The sequence below is a fragment of the Pseudonocardia nantongensis genome, assembly GCF_046546495.1.
Taxonomy (GTDB): domain Bacteria; phylum Actinomycetota; class Actinomycetes; order Mycobacteriales; family Pseudonocardiaceae; genus Pseudonocardia; species Pseudonocardia nantongensis.
This window is the reverse complement of record NZ_JBKGXT010000009.1, coordinates 163659-188500: the sequence shown is the minus strand read 5'-3', so window position 1 is coordinate 188500 and position 24842 is coordinate 163659. Positions and strand designations below refer to the sequence as shown.

Sequence of the window (24842 nt, the reverse complement as noted above, 5' to 3'; positions counted from 1 at the left end):
CCCGCCGGTCAGGCCGCCGTGACCGGCACCGTGTGCCAGCCGGTCGCCCCGTCCGGGATGGACACCTGCTCCCGTCCCGTCTGCACGGTGCCTGTCCGGTCCGTCGCGCGCACCCGCAGGGTGTGCGAGCCGGGGGCCAGGTCCACGGTGGTGCGCCACATCCTCCAGGTGTCGACGCCGACCTCGGCACCCAGCTCCGCCGGGCGCCACCCCCCGCCGTCGACACTGACCTCGACCCGGTTGATCCCCACCCGCTGCGCCCAGGAGGTGCCGGCCACCGTCACCGGCCCGGCGGGCACGGTGGCGTCGGCGGCCGGGGTGTCGATCCGGGACTGGGTCTTGATCGGCCCCTCCCGCCCCCAGCCGCGTTCCAGCCAGTACGACTGCCTCGCCGCCCAGGTGGTCACCTCGATGTCGGTGATCCACTTGCAGCCGGAGACGTAGCCGTAGAGGCCGGGGACGACCATCCGGACCGGGAAGCCGTGCTCGACCGGCAGCGCCTCACCGTTCATGCCGATGGCCAGCATCGCGTCCCGGCCGTCGGTCACCGGGCCGATCGCGGTGCCGGTGGTGAACCCGTCCACGCTGGTGGAGAGCAGCTGCTCGGCACCCGGCCGGACCCCGGCCTCGGCCAGCAGCTCGGCCAGCGGGACGCCGAGGAACCGGGCGTTGGACATGAGGTTCCCGCCGACCGGGTTGGACACGCAGGTCATCGTGATCGGGACCTCGATCAGCCGGCGGGCGCGCAGCGCGTCGAAGGTCAGGTTCAGCTCGCGCTCGACCATCCCGTGCACCCGCAGGGTCCAGCTCGCGACCGGCACCCGGGGCACCTGCAGCGCGGTGTCGATCCGGTAGAAGTCGCGGGTCGGGGTGAGCCAGGCCGGGGTGCCGGGGAAGTCGACGTCCGGCGGCAGCGCGCTGGCCCGCGGCTGCGGCGCCGGCGGCAGCGGCCCGACCGCGCTGGGGGAGGCGCCGGCGGAGCTCCCGCCGAGCAGCCGCCCGCCGGCCGCCGCGGCGACCGAGCCGAGCGCGACGCCGCCGGCCAGGCTCAGTGCCCGGCGCCGGGCGAGACCGGCACCCGGTCCGGTGGCTTCCCCGGTGGTGGTGGCCCGGGCGAAGGCCCGATGCAGCGCCCCGAACACCGCCGTCCCGACGACCAGTGCCACCAGCGGGGCGATCAGGTCGGGGGCACCGAAGGCCGGCGCGATCACCGTGCAGACCAGCGCGAGCAGGCCCAGCACCGTGACGACGGCGAGTCCCGGCCCGGGCCGTCGTCGCGCGACCAGGCCCGCGACGACGGCGAGCACCGCGATCACCACCGCCATCCCGGCCAGCAGCGCGACCTTGTCGTAGACACCGAACAGCCCGATCGCCAGCTGCTTGAGCCACTCCGGGGTGATCCGGATGAACTGGTCGCCGACGGCCAGGAACGGTGACGACGGCGGTGCCACCAGACCTGCGACGAGGTCGCCCGCGGCCAGCGCGGACCCGACGCCGAGGACGCCGGTGAGCACGGCTCGGCCGCGGGGCAGGACCGACAACGGGGCGGGCGGGGTGGGATCCAGGGTCGCGGTCACGTCAGGTGTTCGTGCCGCGACCGCTTCGGGGTTCACCCGTCCCCCGTAGCGACCACTCCGATCGGTCAGGACAGTTCGAGCCGGTCGGCCGGGACCCCGAGATCCTCCGGCCGGCCGGCCGCGGCCGGATCCGGTGTGGGAACCGGCGTGCCCGCACCGATCCCCTTCTCGGCGGCCGCGGTGCGCACCGTGTCGATCACCAGGCTGAGCGCGGCGCGCCGGGCCGATCCGGTGCGGTAGGCCACCGACACGGTCCGGGTGAGCGCGTCCCCGAGCGCGACGACGTCCACACCTGGCGGGCGCAGCGCCAGGCCCAGGTCGGAGACGAGCGTGACCCCGAGCCCGGCCGCGACCATCGCCATCGCGGTGGCCTGCTCCTCGACCTCGTGGTCGATCTGGGCCTGGACCCCGCCGGCCTGCAGCGCCAGCCGGGCCGCGTGCCCGAAGTGCGCGCGGGACGGGGCCAGGATCCAGCGGTGCTCGGCGAGCTCGGCGAGCGTCACGCTGGCCGAGGGCACCGCACCGGCCGGGACGGCGGCGTAGAGTCGCTCGATCGCGACCACCGCCCGCTCCAGGCCGGGCGCCCAGGTCATCGGGTAGTTCGAGTAGTCGATCACGAACGAGAGGTCCAGCACCCCGTCCCGGACCGCGCCCGCGGTGTCCTCCGGCGCCAGCTCCCGGGTGCGGACCTCGATGCCCGGGTGGGTGCGGGCCAGCGCGGTCAGCGCGTCCGGGAGCAGCCCCGAGGCCACCGAGGCCCAGACGCCGGCTGTGAGCTTCACCGCCATCGTCTCGCCGGCCTCCTCCAGGGCCAGCGTCGCGCGCTCCACCGAGGCCAGGATCTCCTCGGCGTGCTCGGCGAGCAGCACCCCCAGATCGGTCAGCTGGACCCGCCGGCCCCGCCGTTCGAACAGCCGGGTCCCGACGTCGCGTTCGAGCTGCGCGAGCTGCTGGGACACCGCCGACGCGGTGTAGTGCAACGCCGTCGCCGCAGCCGTGATCGTGCCGCGCCGGTGCAGCTCGCGCAGCATCCGCAACCGGGGCAGCGACAGGTCCATGACAGCGAGCCTAGGCCGCTGTGCAGGAACCGTGAACACGGCCGTGAATGATCCGTAAATGGACGCCCAGGGTCGTCCGGACGCAGGCTGTGGGTACCGGATCGGACGGCCACCGACCGGGGACGACGAGGTCCATCACAGGCAATGACGCGACCGGCCCGCCACCCGCGGGCCGGTGGCCGGTGTGCCCTCACCGTCCGGACGAGGTGGCCGAGGGAACCGGTACGAGCACGAAGAGAGGTGGGTCGCGATGACGACGATGCAGAACCCCGCCGGGGGCCTCCCGCAGATGACGCAGCCGGTTCCGGCTCCTGCGGGAGCCGCGGCCCCCCAGGTCGTGCCGGCGACCCGCCCCGAGCCCTACATGCGTCTGCAGTGGAACGACTCGGCCACCGGCGCCGTCGGCTACCTCGTCGTGCACACCCTGCGGGCAGGCCTCGCCACCGGCGGGACCCGGATGCGGGCCGGCTGCACGCTGAGCGAGGTCGAGGACCTGGCCCGCGGCATGGCCAACAAGACCGCGACCTTCGACCTGCCGATCGGCGGGGCCAAGGGCGGCATCGACTTCGACCCCAAGGACCCGCGCGCGATCGAGGTGCTGGAGCGCTTCTGCGAGGCCATGCGCCCGTGGCTGGACGCGCACTGGGTGACCGCGGAGGACCTGGGCGTCCCGCAACACCTGATCGACGAGGTCTTCGCCCGGCTCGGTCTGGGGCAGAGCTACCACGCCGCGATCAGCCGTGCCGCGGACCCGGCCGCCACGTACGCGCGGGTCCGCGCCGGTCTGACCGCCGAGGTCGAGGGCGGGTTCGAGCTCGGTGACGTGATCGGCGGCTACGGCGTCGCGCACGCCTGCCTGGCCGCCGCCGTCTCCTGGGGGCAGGTCCCGGCCGACACCACGGTCGCGATCCAGGGTGTCGGCACGATGGGCGGGTCCGCCGCGTACTACCTGCACGAGGCGGGGATGAAGGTCACCACGGTGGCCGACGCGGCCGGCACCCTGCACTGCGCGGACGGGCTGGACGTCCCGGCGCTGCTGGACCTGCGCGACGGTTACGGCGAGATCGACCGCAGCCGGCTGCCCGCGAGCGTGCAGCAGCTGCCGCGCAACGCGATCCTCTCCGCCGACGTCGACATCCTGGTCCCGGCCGCGATCTCCTACGCGATCACCCCGGACAACTCCTACGACGTCCGGGCCCGGGTCGTGGTGGAGGCCGCGAACGCCGCCACCACCCCGGAGGCGGAGGCGATGCTGGCCGCCCGCGGCGTGCCGGTGCTGCCGGACTTCGTGGCCAACGCCGGCGCCGTCGCCTGGGCCTGGTGGCTGCTGCTCGGGCAGGTCGACGACGTCCCGGAGACCTCGTTCGACCGGCTCCGCACCGTGATGCACGCCAAGGTCGCGCAGCTGATGGCCGCATGGACCGAGTACGGCGCCACCCCGCGCGAGACCGGGAACCGCTGGGCCGACGACCCGGCGCCGACCGTCGCCCCGGTCGTCATCCCCTGATCGCCACGACGGGCCCGGCACCACCGGTGCCGGGCCCGCCCCGGGTCAGACCGCGAGGGCCGCGATCCGGGCGGCGAAGACCCCGAGATCGTCGAGGCTGGCTCCATGCGGCCATCGTGGCACGGCGCCGCACGGTTCAGCCGTCACCGGCAGTCTCGGCTCTCGGGTTCGGCGTAGTCGTCCGGGCGCGGACCATCACGCCGATGGTCGGACCGGGCCGCGGTGCAGGGGCGCGTCGGACCGGTTGCTACGAGCCGCCCATCGTCTCCGGGATCCACAGCACGATCTGCGGGAACAGCGTGAACAGCAGCACCAGCACCAGCATCGCCGCGATGTAGGGCAGGACCGCCCGGAAGATCTGCTCCGGCGGTCGCCCGGTGGCCCGGGCGACGACGAACACGTTCAGCCCCAACGGAGGCGTGACCAGCCCGATCTCGGCCAGCAACACCACCATCACGCCGAACCAGATCGGGTCGTAACCCAGCTCCTCGACCACCGGCAGCACGATCGGCACGGTCAGCGCGAGGATCGCGATCTGGTCCATGAACGCACCCAGCGCCAGGTAGACCAGGGCGATCAGCAGGAAGATCGCGATCGGCGGTGCGGCGAGCGCCCCGATGCCGTCCACCAGGCCCTGGGTGACCCGGGTCAGGGTCAGGAAGTAGCCCAGCAGGAACGCCGCCATGATGATCAGCAGGATCATCGCGCTGGAGGCCAGCGTGGAGGCCAACGCCTGCCGGATGCCGGTGAGGGTGAGCCTGCGGCGCAGAGCACACAGCACGAACGCGCCGATCGCACCGAGCGCGGCGGCCTCGGTCGGTGTCGCGAGCCCGATGTAGATGCCGCCCACGACCAGCACGAACAGCAGCAGGACCGGGCCCACCGAGGTCAGCGTGCGGATCTTGACCGCGACCGGGTGGGCCTCGCCCCGCGGTGCGAGGTCGGGGTTGCGGCGGACCAGCAACAGCGTCGTCACGATGATCGCGAGCGTGACGAGCAGACCGGGCAGCAGCCCCGCGAGGAGCACCTTGCCCACGCTGGCCTCGGCCAGGACCGCGTAGAACACCAGGATGATGCTCGGCGGAACCATCGCCGCGAGGGTTCCCACCACGGCGACCAGGCCGTTCGCCAGTCGACCGTCGTAGCCGCGCTGCTCCATCTCCGGGATGGAGGTGGCGGCCAGCGTCGCCGCGGCTGCGGTGGACGAGCCGGACACCGCCGCGAACGTGGCCCCGGACACCGTAGTGCCGACGCCGAGGCCGGCCGGCAGCCGTCCGACCCAGACCCGGGCCGCGTCGAACAGCTCCGACGCGACCCCGCTGAGCAGCACGAGCTGCGCCATCAGGATGAACAGCGGGATCGGCGCCAGCGAGTGCGAAGCGATCGAGGAGTGCGGGACGGTCTCCAGGAACCCGGCCAGGACCGGCAGGCCGCCGTAGGTCAGCAGGCCGAGCAGGCCGCTCACGCCGACCGCGAACCCGACCGGGACCCGGAGCAGCAGCAGGACCAGCAGCAGGAGCAGTACTCCGGTGACGAGCATCAGCGCACCTCGTTGCCGGTCGGATCGGCCGCGGGGGCCCCGGCGCGCGCCGCCCCGACGAGCTGCAGGACCAGCCGGGCCGCGGTGACCAGCGCCCCGATCGGGACCAGCACCGTCGAGGTCCAGACCGGCCAGGACAGCTCAGCGGACCCGGCCGGCGGGGCGTACCCGCCACCCGCGACGTCGGCGGTCAGCAGGACCCCGCCGACCGCGACGGCCAGGACGAACACCAGACCGGCGGCCGCGGCCAGCCGGTCACACCACGGCCGCAGCGAGCCGGGCAACCGGTCGTAGAGGACGTCGATCGCGACGTGCGCGCCCTCCCGCACGGTCACCGGCAGGCCGAGGAAGAAGAACCCGACCATCAGGTAGTTGCTGATCAGCCCGACCGCCCAGGACAGTGGGGAACCCAGCAGGTAGCGGGCCACCACCTCGGCGCCCATCAGCAGCACCATCGCCGCGAGCGCGAGGCCGGCGAGGGTGCCCAGCGTGTCCTCGACACGCCGCAGGAACCGCTCAGCCATCCGAACCACCCCGCCCGGTGGCGAGTGCCTGCTCCATCGCGGTCAGCGTCGCGGCCCCCGGGAGCCCGCGCTCCTCCATGTCCGCGACCCACTGCCCGCGCACCGGGTCCAGCGCGGCGCGCCACTGCGCGATCTGCTCACCGGACAGCTGCGTGAAGTGCAGGCCGCCCTCGGCCAGTGAGGTGCGGGACCGCTCGTTCTCCTGCTCGATCGCGGCGCACAGGTGCGCGGTGGTCTCGGCGCCGGCTCGGGTCAGCGCCGCACGCAGGTCCTCGGGCAGCCGCTCCCAGGTGCCCTCGCCGACCGCATAGCTCAGCGTGAAGCTGCCCAGCGGGGCACCGAGGGTCGCGTCGGTGGTGACTTCGTCGAGCCGGTACGGGGTCGCGCTCATCGGCGGCAGCATCGTCCCGTCCACCGTGCCGCGGGACAGCGCCTCGTACATCTCCGGTCCGGAGATCGAGACCGGCGCCGCACCAAGGGCTTGTGCCGCCATGTCGAGCACCCCGCCCGAGGAGCGCAGCTGCAACCCGGCCACGTCCGACGGCGCGGTGACCGGGGTTCCCACGGTCATCACCTCGTAGCCGGGCTGGACGCCGACGAACAGCATGCGCAGCCCCTGCGGGCCGTACTCGGCGGTGTGCAGGATCCCGGCGCCGGAACCATCCGGCCCGCCGGGAGACATCAGCGAGGTCAGCGCCGTGGCCGAGCGGCAGGCGTCGGTGCTCATCCCGGGCAGGTCGGCCACGTTCGACAGCGGCAGCCGGTCGGCCAGGTAGGGCGGGGACACGACGCCGATGTCGATGGCTCCCGACCGGGTCAGCGCCACGTGGTCCTCGGCCTCGCCCAGCTGCGCGGACGGGAAGTAGTCGAAGTCCAGCCGGCCCCCGGACAGCGCGACCGCCCGCTTGACGAAGAAGTCCACCCCGTCCCGCGACGCCGGGTGGCTCGGCGGGTAGGAGTCGCCGATCCGCAGCGTGACGACCCCCGGTGGGGAGCCGGCGTCCGGTGGCTCCGCCCCGCAGGCGGTCACGGTCAGCACGATCGCCAGCAGCGCGGCCGCCGCGCGCAGCCGACGCGCGGGTGGGCGGTGCCGGGGCGTCCCGGTGGGTGTGGACAACGCTGTCCTCCTCGGTCGGTACTCGGGCTCAGGTCCCCGGCGGCGGGGGGCCGGTCGAACCGCCGGTGCGCAGCTCGGAGGGCAGCAGTACGTCGCCGCCGGGCGGGTCCCCGCCGATGCCGCCGAGCAGCAGCCGGGCCGCCCGCCGGGCCAGCTCCGGGTAGTCGACCGACACCACGGTCAGCGGCGGGTCGTGCAGCGCGAACCAGGCCGGGTCGCCGTAGACGACCAGCGACAGGTCACCGGGCAGCGCCAGTCCGGACGCGCGGACCTCGCGGGCCACGGCGAGCGAGAGCGTGCCGCCGCCGACGACCAGCGCGGTCGGACGGTCCGCCCGGTGCAGCAGCTCGCGCACCGCTCCCGCGCCCTGATCGGTCGCCGGTTCGAGCAACCGCACGGCGAGCGAGTCCGGGTCGAGGCCGGCTGCCGCGGCACCGTCCCGGACCGCGGTCAGCCGGGCGGCACCGTTGGAGATCGCCCGGCTGGGTCCGATGTAGCCGATCCGCCGGTGGCCCAGGTCGACCAGCCGGGACACCGCCTCGCCCAGCGCGGCGTCGTCGCTGAACACGCCGGGCGCGCCGATCCCGGCGCCGCGGTGGAACTGCACCACCGGCAGGGCCCGCAGCAGCTCGCGGGTAGCGGCGAGGATGCCCGTACTGGGCGAGACGACCACGCCGGCGACCCGGGTCGCCAGCAGGTCCCGGACCTGGTCCAGCTCGCGGCGCGGGTCGTTCTCGGTGATCGTCAGGATCATCTGGGTGCCGTCGGCGGACAGCAGCCGCGCGCACTCGGCGGCCACCGCCGAGTACGCCGGGGTGTCCACGTAGGGGATCACGAACCCGACGAAGGCGTGACTGGAGTTCGACGACAGCGCGCGGGCGTGCCGGTTCGCCACGTACCCCCGGTCCCGGGCGTGGTCGCGGATCCGGCGGGCCAGCTCCGGCCGCACCCGCTCGCTGCCGTTCAGGGCCCGCGACACGGTCGCGGTGGACACCTCCAGCTCGCGCGCGAGGTCCACGACGCCGACCTCGCCTCGACGGGTGCGAGCCGGCATGGAGCAAGCCTTTACATCGACAGTGGACGGAACCGGCGCCCGGAACGGTGCCGGAGCGCACCAGCAGACACGCCGGTGCCGGTCCCGTCAACCCCGGGTGGGGCGCCCTGCCGCCGCGGCGTTGACCGTGTCGCGGGTCACGTGCTCTACTCAGGATTCGCCGAGATGGTAAAGCTTTACATTGCGGTGCAACCACGCGACGACGCGGAGGAGGACGGCCGGTGACCGGTGCGGTGGGCACGGAACCGTTGCGGGGTCTGCGGGTGGTCGACGCCGCGACCCTCGCCGCGGGGCCACTGATCGCGACCTGGCTGGGCGAGCACGGCGCCGACGTGATCAAGATCGAGCAGCCGGACGGCGGGGACCCGCTGCGCCAGTGGGGTGCCCAGCGCGACGGCGTCGGTCTGATGTGGAAGTCGGTGTCGCGCAACAAGCGCTCGGTGACCGCGAACCTGCGGGCCGAGGCCGGCCGGGACCTGCTGCGCGGGCTGGTGGACACCGCCGACGTCGTGGTGCTCAACCTCCGGCCGTCCACGCTGCAGCGGTGGGGGCTGGACCACGCGTCGCTGTCGGTGCGCAACCCCGGCCTGGTGACGGTGCACGTCACCGGCTACGGGGCGGGCGGGCCCAAGTCCGACCGGCCCGGATTCGGCACCCTGGGCGAGGCGATGAGCGGGTTCGCGCACCTCACCGGGCATCCGGACGGGCCGCCGACGCTGCCGTCGTTCATGCTCGCCGACGGTGTCGCGGCGCTCACCGCGACCTGGGCGGTGATGATGGCGCTCTACCACCGCGACGTGCACGGCGGCGGCGGGCAACTGATCGATCTCAATCTGATCGAGCCCCTCGCGCGGCTGATCGAGCAGCCGGTGCTGACCCACGACCAGCTCGGGACCGTGCCGAACCGCACCGGCAACCGCTGGGACATCTCGGCGCCGCGCAACACCTACCGCAGCGCCGACGGGCACTGGCTTGCCATGTCCGGGTCCGCACCGACGATCGCCATGCGGGCGCTGCGCGCCGTCGGGCGCCCGGACCTGACCGCGGACCCGCGGTTCGCCGAGGCACAGCAACGGCTGAAGCACGCCGGCGAGATCGACGCGGTGATGGCGGACTGGGTCGCAGGCCGCACCCTCGACGAGGCGATGGCCGTCTTCGAGGAGGCCGAGGTCGCCGCCGCGCCCGTCTACGACGCCCCGCAGCTGCTGGCCGATCCGCAGCTCACCGCGCGCGGTACCTACCCCCGGGTGCCGGACACCGAACTCGGCGAGATGCGGGTGCAGGGCCCGGTGCCACGGTTCTCGGCCACGCCGGGGCGGATCACCCACCTCGGTCCGGCGCTCGGCGCGCACACCGAGGAGGTCTACCGCGAGCTGCTCGGCCTGGACGACGACCGGCTCGCCGAGCTCCGCGCGAGCGAGGTGCTGTGATGCCCCGGCCGGTCCGTGCCCGCCGCAGCGAGCTCGCCACCCCGGCGAGCAACGAGCACATGTTCGCGAAGGCCGCGGCAGCCGGTGCGGACCTGGTGTTCCTCGACCTGGAGGACGCCTGCGCCCCGGCGGAGCGCGAGGCCGCCCGGGGCAAGGCGGCGCGAGCGTTGCGCGAGCTGGACTGGGGCCCCGCGACGCGGGCGATCCGGATGAACGGCGTCGACACCCGGTGGGCGCACGGCGACGTGATCGAGGTGGTCACCGCCGCCCGCGAGGCCCTGGACGTGATCATCGTGCCGAAGGTGCGCGCCGCCCGGGACGTCTGGTGGGTGGACGTGCTGCTCACCCAGCTCGAGGAGACGCTGGGGCTGGGGCACCGGATCGGGCTGGAGGTACTGATCGAGGAGGTCGAGGGGCTGCAGGAGGTCGACGCGATCGCCCGCTCGTCGGACCGGCTGGAGGCGCTGATCTTCGGCGCGGGTGACTTCTCGGCGTCCCAGGGGGCCCGGGTGGACACGAACTTCGACCCGCGCGCCCACTACCCGGGCGACCTCTGGCACTACGCCCGCTCGCGGATCGTGGTGGCGGCCAGGGCGGCAGGGATCGAGGCGGTCGACGCGCCGTACCCGAACTACCGCGACCCCGACGGCTACCGGACCGCGTGCGAGCGGGCCGCCGCCATGGGCTTCGCCGGCAAGTGGGCGATCCACCCGTCCCAGGTGGAGCCGGCGAACGACGTGTTCGCCCCCACGCCGGAGGAGATCGCGCACGCGCGGCGCACCGTCGCCGCCCATCGCGACGCCGAGGCTGCGGGCCGCGGTGCCACCGGTCTCGACGGGATGCTGGTCGACGCGGCCCACCTGCGGCACGCCGAGACCGTCCGGACGAAGGCGGCCCTGCTGGGCCTCGACGGCGGGGAGGACCGATGAGCCGGCAGATGACCCTGGTCGGGTTCATGCAGGCGGGCAACGTGACCGTGTACTCGGGTTCCTGGCGGTACCCGTCGGCGGATCTGTCGTTCCTGTCCATGGACTACTACACCCGCATCGCCCGCACCCTCGAACGTGGCCTGTTCGACCTGGTGTTCTTCGACGACCGGCTGGCGATGCCGGGCGTCTACGGGAACTCGGTCGCCGACGCCGTGCGCTACGGGGCCCGCCCGGTGAAGCTGGACCTGACCGCGGTGCTCGGCGGCATCGTCGCGGCCACCGAGCGGATCGGGGTCGGAGCCACCTACTCCACCACCTACTACGACCCGTTCCACGTGGCCCGCACGTTCGCGACCCTGGACCACCTGTCCGGCGGCCGCGCCGCGTGGAACGTCGTGACCTCGGTCAACGACTCGGAGGCGCAGAACTTCGGCCGGGACACCCACCTCGGGCACGACGAGCGCTACGACCGGGCCGACGAGTTCCTGGAAGCGGTCACCGCGCTGTGGGACTCCTGGGAGGACGGGGCGCTGGTCATGGACCGCCCCTCCGGTGAGTTCGCCGACCCGGACAAGGTGCACGAGGTCGGCCACCGCGGCGAGTACTTCTCGGTGCGCGGCCCGCTGACCGTCCCGCGGACCCCGCAGGGCCGCCCGACGATCCTGCAGGCCGGGTCGTCCGGGCGCGGCCGCAGCTTCGCCGGCCGGTGGGCGGATCTGGTGTTCACCGCGGCCCCCGGGCTGGCGGTCGCCCAGCGCCAGTACGCGGAGCAGCGCGACGCCGTCGCGGACGCCGGCCGGGACCCGGACCAGGTCCGGCTGCTCCCGATGGCCTACACCGTCGTCGGCGAGACCGAGGCGATCGCCCGCGAGAAGGAGCGGCTGTTCCTCGACGAGTACGTGCATCCGCTGGCGTCGCTGGCGCTGCTGTCCGAGGTCAACAACTACGACTTCTCCGTGCACGACCTCGACGACCCGGTCACCGAGGAGATGATGGCCGCCGGGCGCGGGATCCGCGGGCTCGCCGAGGGCGTCGCGCGCCACCTCGACCGCCCCGTCACCGTGCGCGACCTCGCCGCCCACCGGGCCACCCTGCTGCAGGGGCCGCGGTTCGTCGGAACCCCGTCGCAGGTGGCCGACGGGATGGAGGAGTGGTTCCGCTCCGGTGCGTGCGACGGCTTCGTGCTGGCCGCGACGCACCTGCCCGGGGCCTTCGAGGAGTTCGTCGCGATGGTCGTCCCGGAGCTGCAGCGTCGCGGGCTGTACCGGACGTCCTACGAGGGCACGACGTTGCGTGACCGGCTCGGCCTGCCCCGGCCGTGACGGGGTTCAGCCCGTGCGGTCCTCGCGGCGCCGCTCGTCGGCGTGCTCGGCGTCGGACCGCAGCCGGGCGTCGACGTGCTGCTCGGCGCGGCGGGCCTCGCGGGTCGCGGCGGCGGCGCCGGCCGGGTAGCCGGCCTTCATCACCCGCGTCTCGCAGGCCTCCACCATGTAGACGTTGCCGTAGAACAGCCCGATGAACGCGCCGGAGACGATCGCGCCCGCCCGCACCCACGGCGGGCCCGGGACGACCAGGTAGAGCAGCACCAGCAACGGCACCAGCTGCACCACGGTCCGGACCAGGTGCCGCAACCACCAGGTGCGGCAGGTGACATCGTGCAGCACCCACTCCCGGTACCGCGCGGAGAGCCCGGCACCGTAGGCGTAGGCCAGCCAGCGGAACGGATCGGGACGAGTCATCAGACCACCAGTCTAGGATCCCCACCGCGCTCCGGCCACGTGATGCGGCAGGCCTCGGCCGGTGTCGACTCCGGGCGGCGCGCAGGGCAGACTCGTCGATCATGAGCACCGCCGCTCCCGACTTCACCGAGATCGCCTACGACGTCGACGACCGGATCGCCACGATCACCCTCGACCGACCGGACCGGCTCAACGCCTTCACCCCGACGATGGCCCGTGAGCTGATCGCCGCCTACGACCTGGCCGACGCCGACGAGGACGTCCGCGCGATCGTGCTGACCGGGCGCGGGCGCGGGTTCTGCGCCGGCGCCGACCTGGGCCGGGGCGGGTCGTCGTTCGACCCGAACGACCCGCAGCGGGCCGCCGACCGCGCCGAGACCGGCACCATCGGCGGCGTCCTGCGGGACGGCGGTGGCACGGTCACCATGCGGATGGCGTCGCTGCGCACGCCGGTGATCGCCGCGGTGAACGGGCCCGCGGTCGGGATCGGCGCGACGATGACGCTTCCCGCCGACATCCGGCTCGCCGGCGAGTCGGCCCGGTTCGGGTTCGTGTTCGCCCGCCGCGGGCTGGTGCCCGAGGCCGCGTCGAGCTGGTTCCTGCCCCGGATCGTCGGGATCTCGCAGGCCATGGAGTGGGCGGCCACCGGGCGGGTGTTCGACGCCGCCGAGGCCCTGAGCGGCAAGCTGGTCTCGCGCGTGCTGCCGGACGGCGACCTGCTCGGCACCGCGCAGGCGATCGCCCGGGAGATCGCCGAGAACACCTCGGCGGTGTCGGTGGCGCTGACCCGGCAGCTGCTGTGGGGGATGCTCGGCTCGCCGAGTCCCTGGGACGCGCACCGCGCCGACTCGGCCGCGATCCACCACCTGGGCCAGAGCGACGACGTCGCCGAGGGCGTCACGGCGTTCCTGGAGAAGCGGTCCCCGGCGTTCCCGGACACCGTCACCGGCGACTACCCGGAGCAGGTGCTGCCGCACTGGCCGCAGCCCCCGGAGGACCTGAGCTCTCCGTAGCGCTACGGGGGCGCGCCCGGGGCGCGATCGTTAGCGTGCCGCCATGTCCGCACCCGGCCAGACCTCCGTCCGCAGCGTGCGCGGCGTGCGCCGCGCGATGATCGTCACCGTCGTCGGCTCGCTCGTGGTCGCCGCCGTCCTCGGCATCCTCGCCCTGGTCAGCGGTGAGTTCGGCGAGCTGCAGGCCCGGATCGTGCTCACCACGACGACGGTGGCCGCGTTCGGCACGACGTCGCTGTGCCACCTGGCGGTGGTGACCCGGTCGGTCCGTGCGGTCGGGTTCGCCGGCATCGCCGCGAGCCTCGGTGCCGCGGTGTGCGCACTGGTACTGACCTGGCGGGACTGGTCCGGTGACGGTGCCCCCGACGAGGTGTGGTGGAAGGCGCTCGGCGTGCTGACGCTGGCCGCGGTCAGCCTGGCCCAGGCCAACCTGCTGCTGCTCCTCGCGGGGCGCACCAGTCCGGCGGTGCGGGCGAGCCTGGCGGGCACCCTGCTGGCGATCACCGGCGTCGCGGTGCTGATCGCGCTGCCGATCCTGACCGAGGGCGAGGTCCCCGGCCCTGACGGTTCCGCCTACTGGCGCTGGCTCGGCGTGCTGGGCATCCTCGACGCGCTCGGCACGATCGCGCTGCCGGTGCTGGGCCTGGTGCTGCGCCGCGGCCCCGGCCCCGGCCCCGGCCCCGGCTCCGGCTCCGGCTCCGGCTCCGACTCCGACTCCGACTCCGACTCCGACTCGGAGGATGCCCACCGCCCGGCGACGGTCCGGCTGGTCCTGGAACTGCCCGTCGAGCTGGCCGAGCGGCTCGACGACCGGGCCGACACCCGGGAGGTGGCAGCCGTCGCGCTGCTGGAGCGGGAGCTGCGGCGCTGAGTCGTGGGGGACCCGCATCATCCCCGAGAGAGTGCCCCACCCATGCCTGCCCGTCGCGGCGCGCCACCCACTCCCGGAACCGTCCCGCGGTGACGGCCCCGACCAGCCACTCGAGGTCGGACGCCTGTGCCTGCCAGGTGTCGTCACAGGCGTCGCACCCGCAGACCGGGTAGGTCACGTCGAGCAGGACCCCGGCGTGCACGACGACGCCGGGAAACGTCGTGTGCGCGATGGTCAGCGGGGCCGCCCGGGGGTCGCGTGGCCGGAGCTCGGTGGTCCGGACGACCTCCGGCCCCTGCCGCAGATCGTCGTCGGGCGCGGCGGCTCCACTGGGCCACCTCGACGTCGTAGGAGGCCACCAGGTGGGCGTTGAGCGCGTCCCCCACCTCGTGCAACGGCCGGAACCGCTCGGGATGAGTCGTCACCGAGTACGGCTCCGTACGTCGCGACGGCGCCGCGAAACCGGATGCGCCACCGGACGCCGCCTCGTAGCGTCCCCGCCGTGGCAGCCTTCATACGCCTGCGCGTCGCCTGACGGCGGCGCCACTCCCCGCGGCACCGCCGTCCCGCAGCCGGTCCACTCGACTGCCGGGCGGCGCCTCCATCTGCGCGCGTCCGGCTCCCGACCCGGGAGCCCACCTTGCAACACCCCCGACCCCTCGGCCGGCACGAGCACGGCCAGAACTTCCTCACCGACCCGACCGTCCCGGCCGCGCTGGCCGCCGTCGTCGCGGGCTGGGAGCCGCGCCCGCTGCTCGAGCTCGGCGCCGGCGACGGTGCCCTCACCGCGGCGCTGTCCCGGCTGCCCGCGGATCGGCCCCGCCCGCTGACCGCCGTCGAACTGGATCCGTACCGGGTGGCCCGGCTACGGGAGCGGTTCGGTGACACCGTCCGGATCCGGCGCGGCGACCTGGTGTGGGAGCCGCTGGACCGGCCGGTCGACGTCGTCTCGAACGTGCCGTTCGGCCTCACGACGCCACTGCTGCGCCGGCTGCTGGGCGCGTCCCACTGGGCGCACGCGCTGCTGCTCCTGCAGTGGGAGGTCGCCCGCAAGCGGGCCGCCGTCGGCGGCACGACCGCGCTCACCGCCCGCTGGTGGCCCTGGTACGAGTTCCGGCTCCTCGACCGGGTTCCGGCCCGGGCGTTCCGCCCGGTCCCGTCGGTGGACGCGGGCGTGCTGGAGATCGTCCGCCGGGACACGCCGCTGGTCACCGGGGCGCCGACGCCGTACCAGCGGCTGGTGGACACGGTGTTCACCGGCCGCGGGCGCGGAGTGGTCGACGTCGTCGGCCGCCGGTACGGACGGGTGACCGCGGCGCGCTGGGCGGCGTCGTCCGGGATCGGTCGTCGGGCGCTGCCCCGGGATCTCGGGCCGGCGCAGTGGGCCGACCTGGCCGCCCGGGTGACCCGGGCCTGCCGATGATCACCAGGGCGGTTCCCGTCACTGTTCGTTGCGCCGCGCCCGGTCTCTCTGATCGGCTGTCGATGTGGAGCGCACGGAACTGACGCGGCGCCGGCACGTGGACCACGGCCGGCTGTCGTCGGACGCCTGTCGCTGACGGCTGCCCACCCCTCCGTCCGCGGCGCCCGTCGGCGCCTCCCACACCCCCAGGCAGGTTCACCGTGACCAGCACGACCTCGTCCAGCCCCGCCGTGCCGCCCGGCCCCGGTGCGACTCCGCGCCGGGCCGCGATCGCGGGCCTCGTCGGCACCACCATCGAGTGGTACGACTTCTACCTCTACGCGACCGCCGCCGCGCTGGTGTTCGGCCCGCTGTTCTTCAGCGACGCCGACCCCTCGACCGGGGTGCTGGCCTCGTTCGCCACTTACGCCGCCGGGTTCGGCGCCCGGCCGATCGGCGCGATCGTCGCCGGGCACCTCGGCGACCGGGTGGGGCGGCGCAGCGTGCTCGTCGGGTCGCTGCTGCTGATGGGCCTGGCGACCGCGGCGATCGGCCTGCTGCCGACCTACTCGAGAGTCGGCCTGTTCGCTCCGGCGCTGCTGGTGGTGATGCGGCTGCTGCAGGGGCTCGCCGTCGGCGCCGAGTGGGGTGGCGCGGTCCTGATGGCCGTCGAGCACGCGTCGGGGGAGAAGCGCCGCGGGCTCTACGGCAGCTTCCCGCAGATCGGGTCGTCGGCCGGGATGCTGCTCGCCTCCGGTGTGTACGCCGGGACGCTCGCGGTCGCCGGGCAGGAGGCGTTCCTGGCCGGCGCCTGGCGGATCCCGTTCCTGCTCAGCCTGGTCCTGGTCGTCGTCGGCCTGGTCATCCGGCTGAGCCTGGCCGATCCGGCGGTGTTCACCGACGACCGGGCCGCCGGCCGGCTGGCCCGCCGCCCGGTGGTCGAGGTGCTGCGCACCGAGCCGCGCACCGTTCTGCTGACGATCGGCAGCCGGATCGCCCAGAACGCGCTCTACATCCTGGCCACCACGTTCGGCCTGACCTACCTCGCGCAGACCACCGATGTCGGCTCCGGCCCCGGGCTGACCGCGGTGATGGTGGCGTCCGCGATCGGCCTGCTGTCGACGCCGCTGTGGGCGGTGCTCTCCGACCGGGTCGGTCGCCGTCCGGTGTACCTGATCGGGGCGGTGGGCGCACCGCTGTTCCTCGCGGTCTTCTTCCTGCTGCTCGACACCGGGTCGACGGCGCTGGTCGTGCTGGCCATGGTGGTGCTGGTGAACGTCTTCCACGACTCGATGTACGGGCCGCAGGCCGCCTGGTACAGCGAGCTGTTCTCCACCCGGGTGCGCTACAGCGGCGCCTCGCTCGGCTACCAGATCGGCTCGGTGATCGCCGGGACGACGCCGCTGGTGGCCACCGCCCTGCTCATCGCCGGGAACGGTCCCTGGCTGATCTGGGCCTACTTCGCCGTCCTCTCGGCGATCACGATCACCGCCACGGTGCTCACCCCGGAGACGCTCCGGACGGGCCTGCGGCGCCACAGCGACCAGCCGGTGGAGGCACGCACATGAGACGGATCCTGCTCAACGCCTTCGACATGGCCTGCGTCGGTCACCAGTCCGCGGGCCTGTGGCGGCACCCCGACGACGAGGGGTACCGCTACACCGACCTGGAGCACTGGACGTCGCTGGCGCGGATGCTCGAGGACGGCGGGTTCGACGCCCTGTTCCTGGCCGACGTGCTCGGCGTCTACGACGTCTACGGCGGGTCCCGCGACGCCGCCGTCCGGGCCGCCGCCCAGGTCCCGGTGAACGACCCGCTGATGGCGGTGCCGGCGATGGCGGCGGCGACGTCGCGGCTCGGGTTCGGGGTCACGGTGTCGGTGGCCTACGAGCACCCGTACGCGCTGGCCCGCCGGCTCACCACGCTCGACCACCTGACGAAGGGCCGGGTGGCCTGGAACGTGGTGACGTCCTACCTGGACAGCGCCGCGCGGAACCTGGGCCGGTCCGGGCAGCTCCCGCACGACGAGCGGTACGAGCTCGCCGAGGAGTTCCTGGAGGTCTGCTACAAGCTCTGGGAGGGCTCCTGGGCCGAGGGCGCCGTGGTCAGGGACGCCGAGCACGGCGTGTTCGCCGACCCCTCCAAGGTGCGTGACATCGGCCACCACGGGACCTGGTTCGACGTGCCGGGGGCGTTCCTGTCCGAGCCGTCCCCGCAGCGCACCCCGGTGATCTTCCAGGCGGGCGCCTCGCCGCGCGGGGCCCGGTTCGCCGGCGAGCACGCCGAGGCGGTGTTCGTGTCCGGGCCCTCGCCGGCGGTGGTGCGGCGGTCGGTGGACGCGGTCCGGGAGAACGCCGAGAAGGCCGGCCGGGACCCGTACTCGGTGAAGGTGTTCGGGATGCTCACCGCGATCGCCGGGGAGACCGACGAGGCGGCCCGCGCGACGGTCGACTCCTACCTCGCGCTGACCGACCCGCAGGCCGCGCTGGCCCTGTTCGGCGGCTGGACCGGCGTCGACCTCGCCGGTGCGTCGCCGGACCAGAAGCTCGAGTACTCCCAGACCGAGTCGACCCGCTCCGCGCTGGCCGCCTTCACCGGCCCGGACCGGGACTGGACGGTCGGCGAGCTCGCCGAGTTCGTGACCGTCGGCGGCCGCGGGCCGGTCGTCATCGGGTCGGGGGCGACGGTCGCCGACGAGCTGGAGCGCTGGGCCGACGAGGCCGATCTGGACGGCTTCAACCTCGCCTACGCGGTGACACCCGGGACGATGGCCGACATCGTCGAGCACGTGGTGCCGGAGCTGCGCCGCCGCGGCCGGGTGCCGGCCGACCCGGGCGGTCCCACTCTGCGGGAGCGCTACGGCACCGGCGACGGTCCGCGGCTGGCCGCCGACCACCCCGGTGCCGGGCACCGCGATCCGGGAGCCCGCGCCCCGCACTGACTCCCGTCCCGCACTGATTCCGGTCCCGCACTGACCCGGTCCCGCACTGCCCCCTGTGCCGAGGTGCGCACCCGGGGCACCGCCGGTCCGGCCGGTGAGCGCGGTCTCGGGTGGCCGCGGCCGGATGACACACGGCCGGGTGAGGTCCCGCACCGGCCGCGCTGCGGACCCGCGGTCCGGCCCCCCGACATGATCGTCTCGTCCCCGTCCGGAATCGGCGGGAGGAGCGGACGTGACGGGTACGGGACCGGGGCTGCGGCTCGCCGCGCTCCTCGCGACCGTCATCCTCGCCGGGCTGACCCCGGCCGTCCCGGTCCCGGGGACGGTCCACCCGGCCGACTCCGCGGTGACGCAGTCGGCCCCGGTGCGTCCGGCCGTGTACCGCGCCCCGGGCTCGGCCACCCCCGGCTCCACCGTGCACGGCGCCTCCGCGCGGATCCCGGCGGTCGCGTCGCGCGCTCCGGCCACCGGGGCCCGGGAGCCGGCCGTCACGCACCGCGAGGAGCGGATCGACACCCCTGCGGGCCCGGTGACCACCGACGTCGTCGTCGCCGACCTCACCGCGCCCGGCGTGCGGGCCACCCTGCTCACCGGCGCCGCCGTGGGGGAGCGGGCCACCGTCGCCGAGCACGCCGACCGGGCCGGGGCTGCGGCCGCGGTGAACGGCGACTTCTTCGACCTCGGCCGCAGCAACGCCCCGGCCGGCCCGTCGGTGCGCGACGGTCGCGCGCTCACCTCCGCCGTCCCGCCCGGACGGCGGCTCGCCCCGGCCGTCCCGGGAGCGCTGCCCGGGGACGTGCTCGCCGTCGACGCGGGCGGCACCGCTCGGCTGGACCGGCTCACCCTGGACGCCGCGGTCCGCGGGCCGATCGGGACGCTGCCGGTCGACACCCTCAACGCCTACGCCGTCCCGCAGGACGGGATCGGCCTGATCACCCCGGACTGGGGCGGCACCGACCGCAACGCCACGCTCTGCGGCAGCGACACAGACCGGGATGCGCCGTGCGCCGCCGACCGGATCGAGGTCGCCGTCGTCGACGGGCGGGTCACGGCGGTCCGGCCACCCGGGGCGGGGCCGGTCGGCCCGGGCGAGTCGATCCTGGTCGGGCGGGACCGCGGGGCCGCCGCGCTGCGGGAGCTCGCCCCCGGCGACCCGCTGCGGGTCCGGTACCGGCTCGCCGCCGGCTCCGGCGTCGCCCCGCGGACGGCGGTCGGCGGCAGCCCGATCCTGCGCGACGGCGCACCGGTACCCGGCCTGGACGACGCCGCCCGCGACCCGCGCAGCGCCGCCGGCGTGACCGCGGACGGACGGCTGGTGCTCGCCACCGCGGACGGCCGCGAGTCCACCAGCGCCGGCGCCACCCTGGCCGAGACCGCGCAGCTGCTGCGCCGGGCCGGTGCCGTCGACGGCGTCAACCTGGACGGCGGCGGGTCCTCCACGCTGGCCTTCCGCCCGCCCGGCGCGGACCGGGTCCAGGTGGTGAACGCCCCCTCGGAGGACGCCTACCGGCTGGTGCCGAACGCGCTGGGCGTGCTCAGCTCCGGCGGGCTCAGCTCCGGCGATCGGTGACCTCGAGCATCGCCAGCAGCTGGTCGACCAGCCAGTCGCGCAAGGTCTCCCGGTCCGGTCCGGGTCCGGTCCCGCGCTCGCCACCGGCCTCCAGCCAGGACAGCGTCGACCCCTCCACCAGCGCCACCCAGCCGCGCAGCGTCATCAGCTGCAGCGGCGACGGGTCGGGCAGGTCGCCGCGCTCGCACAGCAGCGCCACGATGTGGTCGCGGACCCCGTCCACCAGCGCGTCGGTCGCCCCGGTGGACACCACCGACCCGCTGCGCAGCAACCCGACGTAGGCCCGCGCGTGCCGCTGCGCGACGTCCAGGAAGGCGTCCAGCGCCCCCACCAGCTGCTCGTCCAGCGGGCCGTCGCCGACCAGCGCGACCCGGTCGACCAGCTCGTCGGCGACGCTGCCCAGCGCCGCGACGTGCAGGGCCTCCACGTTAGGGAAGTACCGGTAGAACAGCGCCCGGGAGACGTCCGCGATCCGGGTGACGTCCTCGACCGTCACCTCCTCCGGCGAGCGGGTGCCATAGAGGTCCATCGCGGCCGACACCAGGTGGGCGCGCCGGGCCTGCGGGGTCATCCGCCGTGCGGGCCGGGCCGTGCTGCCGGTGTGGGCGGTGCTGCCGGGGCGGGCGGGCGACGTCATCACCGCAGAGGGTACGAGGCCCATCCGGTCACCCGCCGAGATCGACCACGAGGTCCGCGCCCGCGGACCGGCCCACGCAGAGCGCGGTCCGGCCGGGCCCGGCGGTGTCGGCCACCGTCGTCCCGGACAGCAGCCGCACGTGGCACGTCCCGCAGAACCCCTGCCGGCACGAGTACGGCACGTCCGGGCGTACCGCGCGGACCGCATCCAGCGCCGTCCGGTCGGCGGGCACCGCGACCTCCGGTCCGCCGTCGATCCGCACCGTGAACGGCCGGCCGTCCCGGATCGGAGGCGGGGAGAACCGCTCGGAGTGCAGCCGCTGCCCTGCCGGCAGCGCCCGGCGCACGGCGTCGATCATCGGCGGTGGCCCGCAGCAGTACACCGCCGCCGACGACGACGTTCCGGCCAGCAGCTCCGCGGCGTCCGGCGGCCCGTCCCGGTCGTCGGGACGGCGGCGCACCCGGTCCGGGGCGAGCGCGGCCAGCTCGCCCGACAGCGGCATCGACGCGAGGTCGTGGCCGGTGTGCACCAGCCGCCACGGCCGGCCCGCGGCGTGCACCGCGCGCACCATCGGCGCGATCGGGGTGATCCCGATGCCGCCGGCCAGGAACAGGTACTCCGGCGCCGCGGCCAGCGGGAACGCGTTGCGCGGGCCGCGCAGGATCAGCCGGGTCCCCGGCGTCACGGCGTGCACCTGCGCAGACCCGGTGCCGCCGGGCACCGCGCGCACCGCGATCCGGTAGCACGACCGGTCCGCCGGGTCCCCGCACAGCGAGTACTGCCGCCACAGCCCGGACGGCAGCCGGACGTCGACGTGCGCACCCGGCCGCCAGCGCGGCAGCGGCTCGGCACCGGCCGGGACCAGGACGACCTCGGCGACGTCCGGGCAGGGCCGGTGCACCGCGCGCACCTCGACGGCGAGCGACCGGTCCACCGGCGGCGCCGGGCTGCGCCGGCGGCCGCTGCGCTCGGAGACCCGCTGGGCCAGACCGGTGACCGCCGCCAGGGCGCGGGCGCGGGCGTTCGGGAACGGCGGCGGGGCGATGCTCACGCCGGCTCCCCGGTGCCGTCCGCCGCCCGGGCTGCGGGGGAGAGGGCCAGGTAGGCGACCGCGGCGTCGGTGTCGCCGTGCCGTGCCGGGTGGAACCGCGGGTTCAGGTAGGTCAGCACCGCCTTCGCGATCAGCAGCGGCCCCGGCGTCAGGCCTCGCCGGGACGCCCGCAGCCAGTCCCGCAGCCGCACCCGGGCCCCCGGCGTCCCGGCGAGGCGCGGATCGCGGGCGCACAGCGCGACCACCCCGTCCGCCCACAGCTTGACCAGGATCGGCCCGGCGATCGCCAGCGACCGGATCCGGCGCAGGTAGCGGCCGTCCAGGTGCAGGTAGAGATCGTGCGCGACGGACCGGTGCTCCACCTCCTCGGCGCCGTGCCAGCGCAGCAGGTCCAGCATCACCGGGTCGGCGCCGGCGGCGTCCAGCGCGGGGGAGTGCAGCACCCAGTGCCCGAGCAGCGCGGTCAGGTGCTCGATCGCGGCGACCAGCCCGACCCGCTCCACCAGCCACTCGGCGGCCCGGTCGCCGGACAGCCCCCGCTCGCCCAGCAGCTCACCGAAGATCCACTCGACCTGCTGCACGTACCGGGTGACGTCCACCCCGGCCTCGATCAGGCGGTCCAGCGCCCCCTGGTGTGACGACGCGTGCATCGCCTCCTGCCCGATGAACCCGCGCACGTCCTCGGCCAGCGCCTCGTCGTGCACCAGCGGCAGCGCCCGGGAGAACACGTCGACGAACCAGCGCTCGCCCTCGGGCAGCAGCAGGTGCAGCACGTCGATCAGGTGCGACGCGAACGGCTCGGTCGGGATCCAGTCCGCGGGCAGCTCGGCGAAGTCGAACCGGACGTCGCGGGCCTGCAGGGCCAGCCGGTCGGCGTCCTGGGCTGTGGGGTGGTCGGCGGTACTCATCGGCGGTGTTCCTCTCCTCGAGGCGACGCGGGGTGCGAGACGCGGTGCGGGACGGTCAGCGGGGGCCGAGCTTCAGGCGGGCCAGGGCACGCAGCAGGCCGGGGGACAGCCGGGACGCCAGCAGCGCGGCGTGCGCTTCGGCGGTCACCGGGGCGAGCGGGAGGTCCCGCTCCACCGCCCGGACCAGCCGTGCGGCCACCCGCTCCGGGGTGTAGCCGCGGCGGGCGTAACCGGCGGTCAGGGCGGTGCGGCGGGCCTCCTGGGCGGTGTCGTCCAGCCCGGCGAACCGGGTGCTGCCGGTGATCGGGGTGTGCACCAGGCCGGGGCACAGCGCGGTGACGCCGACGCCGTCGTCGGCCAGCTCGGCGCGCAGGCACTCGGACAGCATCAGCACCGCGGCCTTGGTGGTGGCGTAGGCCGGCAGCACCCGCGAGGGCAGGAACGCCGCCGCCGACGCGGTGTTGACGATGTGCCCGCCCTCGCCGTGCGCGGCCAGCAACGCCCCGAAGTGCCGGCAGCCGTGCACCACGCCCCAGAGGTTCACGTCGACGATCCGCCGCCACTCCTCGCCGGTGGTGTCGGCGAACGGGCCCGCGACGGCGATCCCGGCGTTGTTCACGACCAGGTCCGGGACACCGTGCTCGGCGGCCACCCGGGCGGCCAGGTCGGCCACCGCGGCCTCGTCAGCCACGTCGAGCACCGCGGCGCTCGCCCGGCCGGGACCGTGCCGGCGCTCGATCCGCGCCACGGTCTCCGCGGCGCCGTCGGCCGAGGAGTCCGCGACGACGACCCGGGTGCCCCGGTCGGCGAGCGCGGCCGCGGTGGCCCGGCCGATGCCGCTGCCCGCGCCGGTGACCACGGCCAGGGCGCCCGACCAGCGGACGTCGGGTCCCGGACGGCCGCCGGTGGCGACCAGCGCGCGGCCACGGTCCCGGGCCCGCCGCTCCGCGGGCGCGCCGGTGGCACCGCCGGCACCCGGATCGGTCGCCCCGACCAGCTCGGCCACGCACCGCGCGATCACCCCCGGCCGGTGCCGGACTGTCCAGTGCCCGCCCGGCAGGTATCGCACCCGCAGGTCCGGGGCGAGCCCGGCGGCACTCGTCGAGAGCGCCGGCGTGACGTAGGCGTCGCCGCGCAGCGACAGCACCTGCACCGGTACGTCGGTACGCCGCGGCCGCGGGTCCCCGAGCCGGCGCGGCAGGTTGCGGCGGTACAGCTCCAGGCCGTTCACCGCGTCCCGCACCGCCGGCCGCGGGATCCCCTCCCGCCGGGCCAGCAGGGCCCCGAGGGCCCCGCTGCGGCACGCCAGCTCGGGCAGCACCGGCAGCCGGAACGCCAGCGTGTACCAGGAGTGCAGTGCCTGCCGGACGACGGCGGGCAGGTCCCGCGGCGCGCGGCGGCGCAGGAACAGCCCGACGTGGTCCAGGCACGGCCCGGAGATCGAGGTGAAGGACGCGACCCGGCCGTGCAGCGCGGCCGTGCCGGGTTCCTCGGCGGTCACCGCGTGCCAGGTCTGGATCCCGCCCCAGTCGTGTGCGAGCAGGTGCACCGGGGCGTCCGGGGAGGTCGCGTCGCAGACCGCTCGCAAGTCCGCGGCCAGCAGCTCCAGGTCGTAACCGGCCCGGTCCCGGGGTGCGGCCGACCCGCCGTGCCCGCGGACGTCGTAGGTCACCACCCGGTGCCCGGAGGCGACGAGGGCGTCCGCGACGCCGTCCCAGACGTGCCGGTCGTCGGGGTAGCCGTGCACCGCCACGACGGTCGGCCCGGCGCCGCGTTCCTGCACCGCCAGCGTCAGGCCGTCCGGCGTCCGCACCTCCCGGGTGCCGGCGTGGCCCGCGCCGGAGTGTTGCACCACCTCGTGTTCCTCCACCTCACTGTGAGACACGGTGTCATCGTAGAAAACGTGTCAACAAAGGGGTCGGCCGATCCGCCGCGGCACGCGCGGGCGCGCCCACGAGGTACTAGCCTGCGGGC

At 75.1% G+C, this 24842-nt stretch carries 21 protein-coding genes and 2 pseudogenes; 10 read left to right on the top strand and 13 right to left on the bottom strand.

Going from position 1 to position 24842, the window contains the following annotated elements; genetic code table 11:
* Window positions 1-8: 8 nt before the first annotated feature.
* Window positions 9-1577: a molybdopterin-dependent oxidoreductase gene (locus ACLFMI_RS12310; RefSeq protein ID WP_410947934.1), complete on the bottom strand. Its 1569-nt coding sequence runs from the start codon at window positions 1575-1577 to the stop codon at window positions 9-11.
* 65 nt (window positions 1578-1642) lie between these two features.
* Window positions 1643-2635 (bottom strand): LysR family transcriptional regulator, encoded by a 993-nt coding sequence (locus ACLFMI_RS12305; protein ID WP_410947933.1) that lies wholly within the window; start codon window positions 2633-2635, stop codon window positions 1643-1645.
* Between the two features lie 364 nt (window positions 2636-2999).
* Here ACLFMI_RS12305 and ACLFMI_RS12300 point away from each other — a divergent pair, with 364 nt between their 5' ends.
* Window positions 3000-4142, top strand: a complete 1143-nt coding sequence (locus ACLFMI_RS12300) for a Glu/Leu/Phe/Val dehydrogenase dimerization domain-containing protein (protein ID WP_410947974.1) — start codon at window positions 3000-3002, stop codon at window positions 4140-4142.
* A gap of 247 nt (window positions 4143-4389) precedes the next feature.
* Here ACLFMI_RS12300 and ACLFMI_RS12295 read toward each other — a convergent pair whose 3' ends face one another.
* Genes ACLFMI_RS12295 through ACLFMI_RS12280 form a run of 4 tightly spaced genes read right to left on the bottom strand, consistent with a single transcriptional unit; the run spans window position 4390 to window position 8341 of the window.
* Window positions 4390-5682 carry a TRAP transporter large permease gene (locus ACLFMI_RS12295; RefSeq protein ID WP_410947932.1) on the bottom strand — a complete coding sequence of 431 codons (1293 nt, stop codon included), beginning with the start codon at window positions 5680-5682 and terminating at the stop codon, window positions 4390-4392.
* On the bottom strand, window positions 5682-6206 hold the full coding sequence (locus tag ACLFMI_RS12290) for a TRAP transporter small permease (RefSeq protein WP_410947931.1): 525 nt from the start codon (window positions 6204-6206) through the stop codon (window positions 5682-5684). Before ACLFMI_RS12290 ends, ACLFMI_RS12295 begins: the two co-directional genes overlap by 1 nt.
* Window positions 6199-7323: a TRAP transporter substrate-binding protein gene (locus tag ACLFMI_RS12285; protein ID WP_410947930.1), complete on the bottom strand. Its 1125-nt coding sequence runs from the start codon at window positions 7321-7323 to the stop codon at window positions 6199-6201. The genes ACLFMI_RS12290 and ACLFMI_RS12285 overlap by 8 nt, the downstream gene beginning before the upstream one ends.
* Before the next feature lie 28 nt (window positions 7324-7351).
* Window positions 7352-8341 carry a LacI family DNA-binding transcriptional regulator gene (locus tag ACLFMI_RS12280; protein WP_410947929.1) on the bottom strand — a complete coding sequence of 330 codons (990 nt, stop codon included), beginning with the start codon at window positions 8339-8341 and terminating at the stop codon, window positions 7352-7354.
* Between the two features lie 257 nt (window positions 8342-8598).
* Here ACLFMI_RS12280 and ACLFMI_RS12275 point away from each other — a divergent pair, with 257 nt between their 5' ends.
* The 3 genes from ACLFMI_RS12275 to ACLFMI_RS12265 are packed head-to-tail and all read left to right on the top strand — an operon-like array spanning window position 8599 to window position 12058.
* Window positions 8599-9807, top strand: coding sequence for a CaiB/BaiF CoA transferase family protein (locus ACLFMI_RS12275; protein WP_410947928.1), 1209 nt, complete (start codon window positions 8599-8601; stop codon window positions 9805-9807).
* Window positions 9807-10736, top strand: a complete 930-nt coding sequence (locus ACLFMI_RS12270) for an HpcH/HpaI aldolase/citrate lyase family protein (protein ID WP_410947927.1) — start codon at window positions 9807-9809, stop codon at window positions 10734-10736. Before ACLFMI_RS12275 ends, ACLFMI_RS12270 begins: the two co-directional genes overlap by 1 nt.
* Window positions 10733-12058, top strand: a complete 1326-nt coding sequence (locus ACLFMI_RS12265; protein ID WP_410947926.1) for an LLM class flavin-dependent oxidoreductase — start codon at window positions 10733-10735, stop codon at window positions 12056-12058. Before ACLFMI_RS12270 ends, ACLFMI_RS12265 begins: the two co-directional genes overlap by 4 nt.
* Before the next feature lie 6 nt (window positions 12059-12064).
* Here ACLFMI_RS12265 and ACLFMI_RS12260 read toward each other — a convergent pair whose 3' ends face one another.
* Window positions 12065-12475 (bottom strand): DUF5313 family protein, encoded by a 411-nt coding sequence (locus tag ACLFMI_RS12260; RefSeq protein ID WP_410947925.1) that lies wholly within the window; start codon window positions 12473-12475, stop codon window positions 12065-12067.
* Window positions 12476-12576: 101 nt separating this feature from the next.
* Between ACLFMI_RS12260 and ACLFMI_RS12255 the strand changes: the two genes are divergently transcribed.
* Both ACLFMI_RS12255 and ACLFMI_RS12250 read left to right on the top strand, forming a co-directional pair.
* Window positions 12577-13488, top strand: coding sequence for a crotonase/enoyl-CoA hydratase family protein (locus ACLFMI_RS12255; RefSeq protein ID WP_410947924.1), 912 nt, complete (start codon window positions 12577-12579; stop codon window positions 13486-13488).
* 43 nt (window positions 13489-13531) lie between these two features.
* Entirely contained in the window at window positions 13532-14359 is an 828-nt protein-coding gene (locus ACLFMI_RS12250; RefSeq protein ID WP_410947923.1) for a hypothetical protein, read from the top strand.
* 34 nt (window positions 14360-14393) lie between these two features.
* Here ACLFMI_RS12250 and ACLFMI_RS12245 read toward each other — a convergent pair.
* Window positions 14394-14663: pseudogene (locus ACLFMI_RS12245) on the bottom strand (DUF6226 family protein); the annotation flags it as partial.
* A 25-nt stretch (window positions 14664-14688) separates the two neighbouring features.
* Window positions 14689-14868, bottom strand: a pseudogene (locus ACLFMI_RS12240) (DUF6226 family protein); the annotation flags it as partial.
* 131 nt (window positions 14869-14999) lie between these two features.
* Here ACLFMI_RS12240 and ACLFMI_RS12235 point away from each other — a divergent pair.
* The 4 genes from ACLFMI_RS12235 to ACLFMI_RS12220 all read left to right on the top strand — a co-directional run bounded on the left by ACLFMI_RS12235 (window position 15000) and on the right by ACLFMI_RS12220 (window position 20272).
* Window positions 15000-15782 (top strand): ribosomal RNA small subunit methyltransferase A, encoded by a 783-nt coding sequence (locus ACLFMI_RS12235; protein ID WP_410947922.1) that lies wholly within the window; start codon window positions 15000-15002, stop codon window positions 15780-15782.
* Between the two features lie 200 nt (window positions 15783-15982).
* The gene (locus tag ACLFMI_RS12230; RefSeq protein ID WP_410947921.1) at window positions 15983-17329 is read left to right on the top strand and encodes an MFS transporter; all 1347 of its coding nucleotides are present in this window, start codon (window positions 15983-15985) and stop codon (window positions 17327-17329) included.
* Window positions 17326-18702: an LLM class flavin-dependent oxidoreductase gene (locus ACLFMI_RS12225; protein WP_410947920.1), complete on the top strand. Its 1377-nt coding sequence runs from the start codon at window positions 17326-17328 to the stop codon at window positions 18700-18702. Before ACLFMI_RS12230 ends, ACLFMI_RS12225 begins: the two co-directional genes overlap by 4 nt.
* 232 nt (window positions 18703-18934) lie before the next feature.
* The gene (locus tag ACLFMI_RS12220) at window positions 18935-20272 is read left to right on the top strand and encodes a phosphodiester glycosidase family protein (protein WP_410947919.1); all 1338 of its coding nucleotides are present in this window, start codon (window positions 18935-18937) and stop codon (window positions 20270-20272) included.
* Here the strand turns inward: ACLFMI_RS12220 and ACLFMI_RS12215 are convergent.
* From ACLFMI_RS12215 to ACLFMI_RS12200, 4 genes are read right to left on the bottom strand one after another with little or no spacing between them, the layout of a single operon-like run.
* Window positions 20253-20909, bottom strand: coding sequence for a TetR/AcrR family transcriptional regulator (locus ACLFMI_RS12215; RefSeq protein WP_410947918.1), 657 nt, complete (start codon window positions 20907-20909; stop codon window positions 20253-20255). The two genes, ACLFMI_RS12220 and ACLFMI_RS12215, sit on opposite strands and share 20 nt — an antisense overlap.
* A 28-nt stretch (window positions 20910-20937) precedes the next feature.
* Entirely contained in the window at window positions 20938-21960 is a 1023-nt protein-coding gene (locus tag ACLFMI_RS12210; RefSeq protein WP_410947917.1) for a PDR/VanB family oxidoreductase, read from the bottom strand.
* Entirely contained in the window at window positions 21957-22868 is a 912-nt protein-coding gene (locus ACLFMI_RS12205) for a metal-dependent hydrolase (RefSeq protein WP_410947916.1), read from the bottom strand. Before ACLFMI_RS12205 ends, ACLFMI_RS12210 begins: the two co-directional genes overlap by 4 nt.
* A gap of 55 nt (window positions 22869-22923) precedes the next feature.
* A complete protein-coding gene (locus ACLFMI_RS12200; RefSeq protein WP_410947915.1) occupies window positions 22924-24753 on the bottom strand; it encodes an SDR family oxidoreductase in 1830 nt (609 codons plus the stop codon).
* Window positions 24754-24842: the final 89 nt, after the last annotated feature.

Excerpts from the sequence above, each read along its gene's own strand:
- ACLFMI_RS12255 (WP_410947924.1), top strand. The coding sequence starts at position 12,577 with ATGAGCACCGCCGCTCCCGACTTCACCGAGATCGCCTACGACGTCGAC.
- ACLFMI_RS12265 (WP_410947926.1), top strand. The coding sequence starts at position 10,733 with ATGAGCCGGCAGATGACCCTGGTCGGGTTCATGCAGGCGGGCAACGTG.
- ACLFMI_RS12205 (WP_410947916.1), bottom strand. The coding sequence starts at position 22,868 with ATGAGTACCGCCGACCACCCCACAGCCCAGGACGCCGACCGGCTGGCC.
- ACLFMI_RS12290 (WP_410947931.1), bottom strand. The coding sequence starts at position 6,206 with ATGGCTGAGCGGTTCCTGCGGCGTGTCGAGGACACGCTGGGCACCCTC.
- ACLFMI_RS12305 (WP_410947933.1), bottom strand. The coding sequence starts at position 2,635 with ATGGACCTGTCGCTGCCCCGGTTGCGGATGCTGCGCGAGCTGCACCGG.
- ACLFMI_RS12260 (WP_410947925.1), bottom strand. The coding sequence starts at position 12,475 with ATGACTCGTCCCGATCCGTTCCGCTGGCTGGCCTACGCCTACGGTGCC.
- ACLFMI_RS12250 (WP_410947923.1), top strand. The coding sequence starts at position 13,532 with ATGTCCGCACCCGGCCAGACCTCCGTCCGCAGCGTGCGCGGCGTGCGC.
- ACLFMI_RS12215 (WP_410947918.1), bottom strand. The coding sequence starts at position 20,909 with ATGACGTCGCCCGCCCGCCCCGGCAGCACCGCCCACACCGGCAGCACG.
- ACLFMI_RS12225 (WP_410947920.1), top strand. The coding sequence starts at position 17,326 with ATGAGACGGATCCTGCTCAACGCCTTCGACATGGCCTGCGTCGGTCAC.
- ACLFMI_RS12300 (WP_410947974.1), top strand. The coding sequence starts at position 3,000 with ATGCGTCTGCAGTGGAACGACTCGGCCACCGGCGCCGTCGGCTACCTC.
- ACLFMI_RS12270 (WP_410947927.1), top strand. The coding sequence starts at position 9,807 with ATGCCCCGGCCGGTCCGTGCCCGCCGCAGCGAGCTCGCCACCCCGGCG.
- ACLFMI_RS12295 (WP_410947932.1), bottom strand. The coding sequence starts at position 5,682 with ATGCTCGTCACCGGAGTACTGCTCCTGCTGCTGGTCCTGCTGCTGCTC.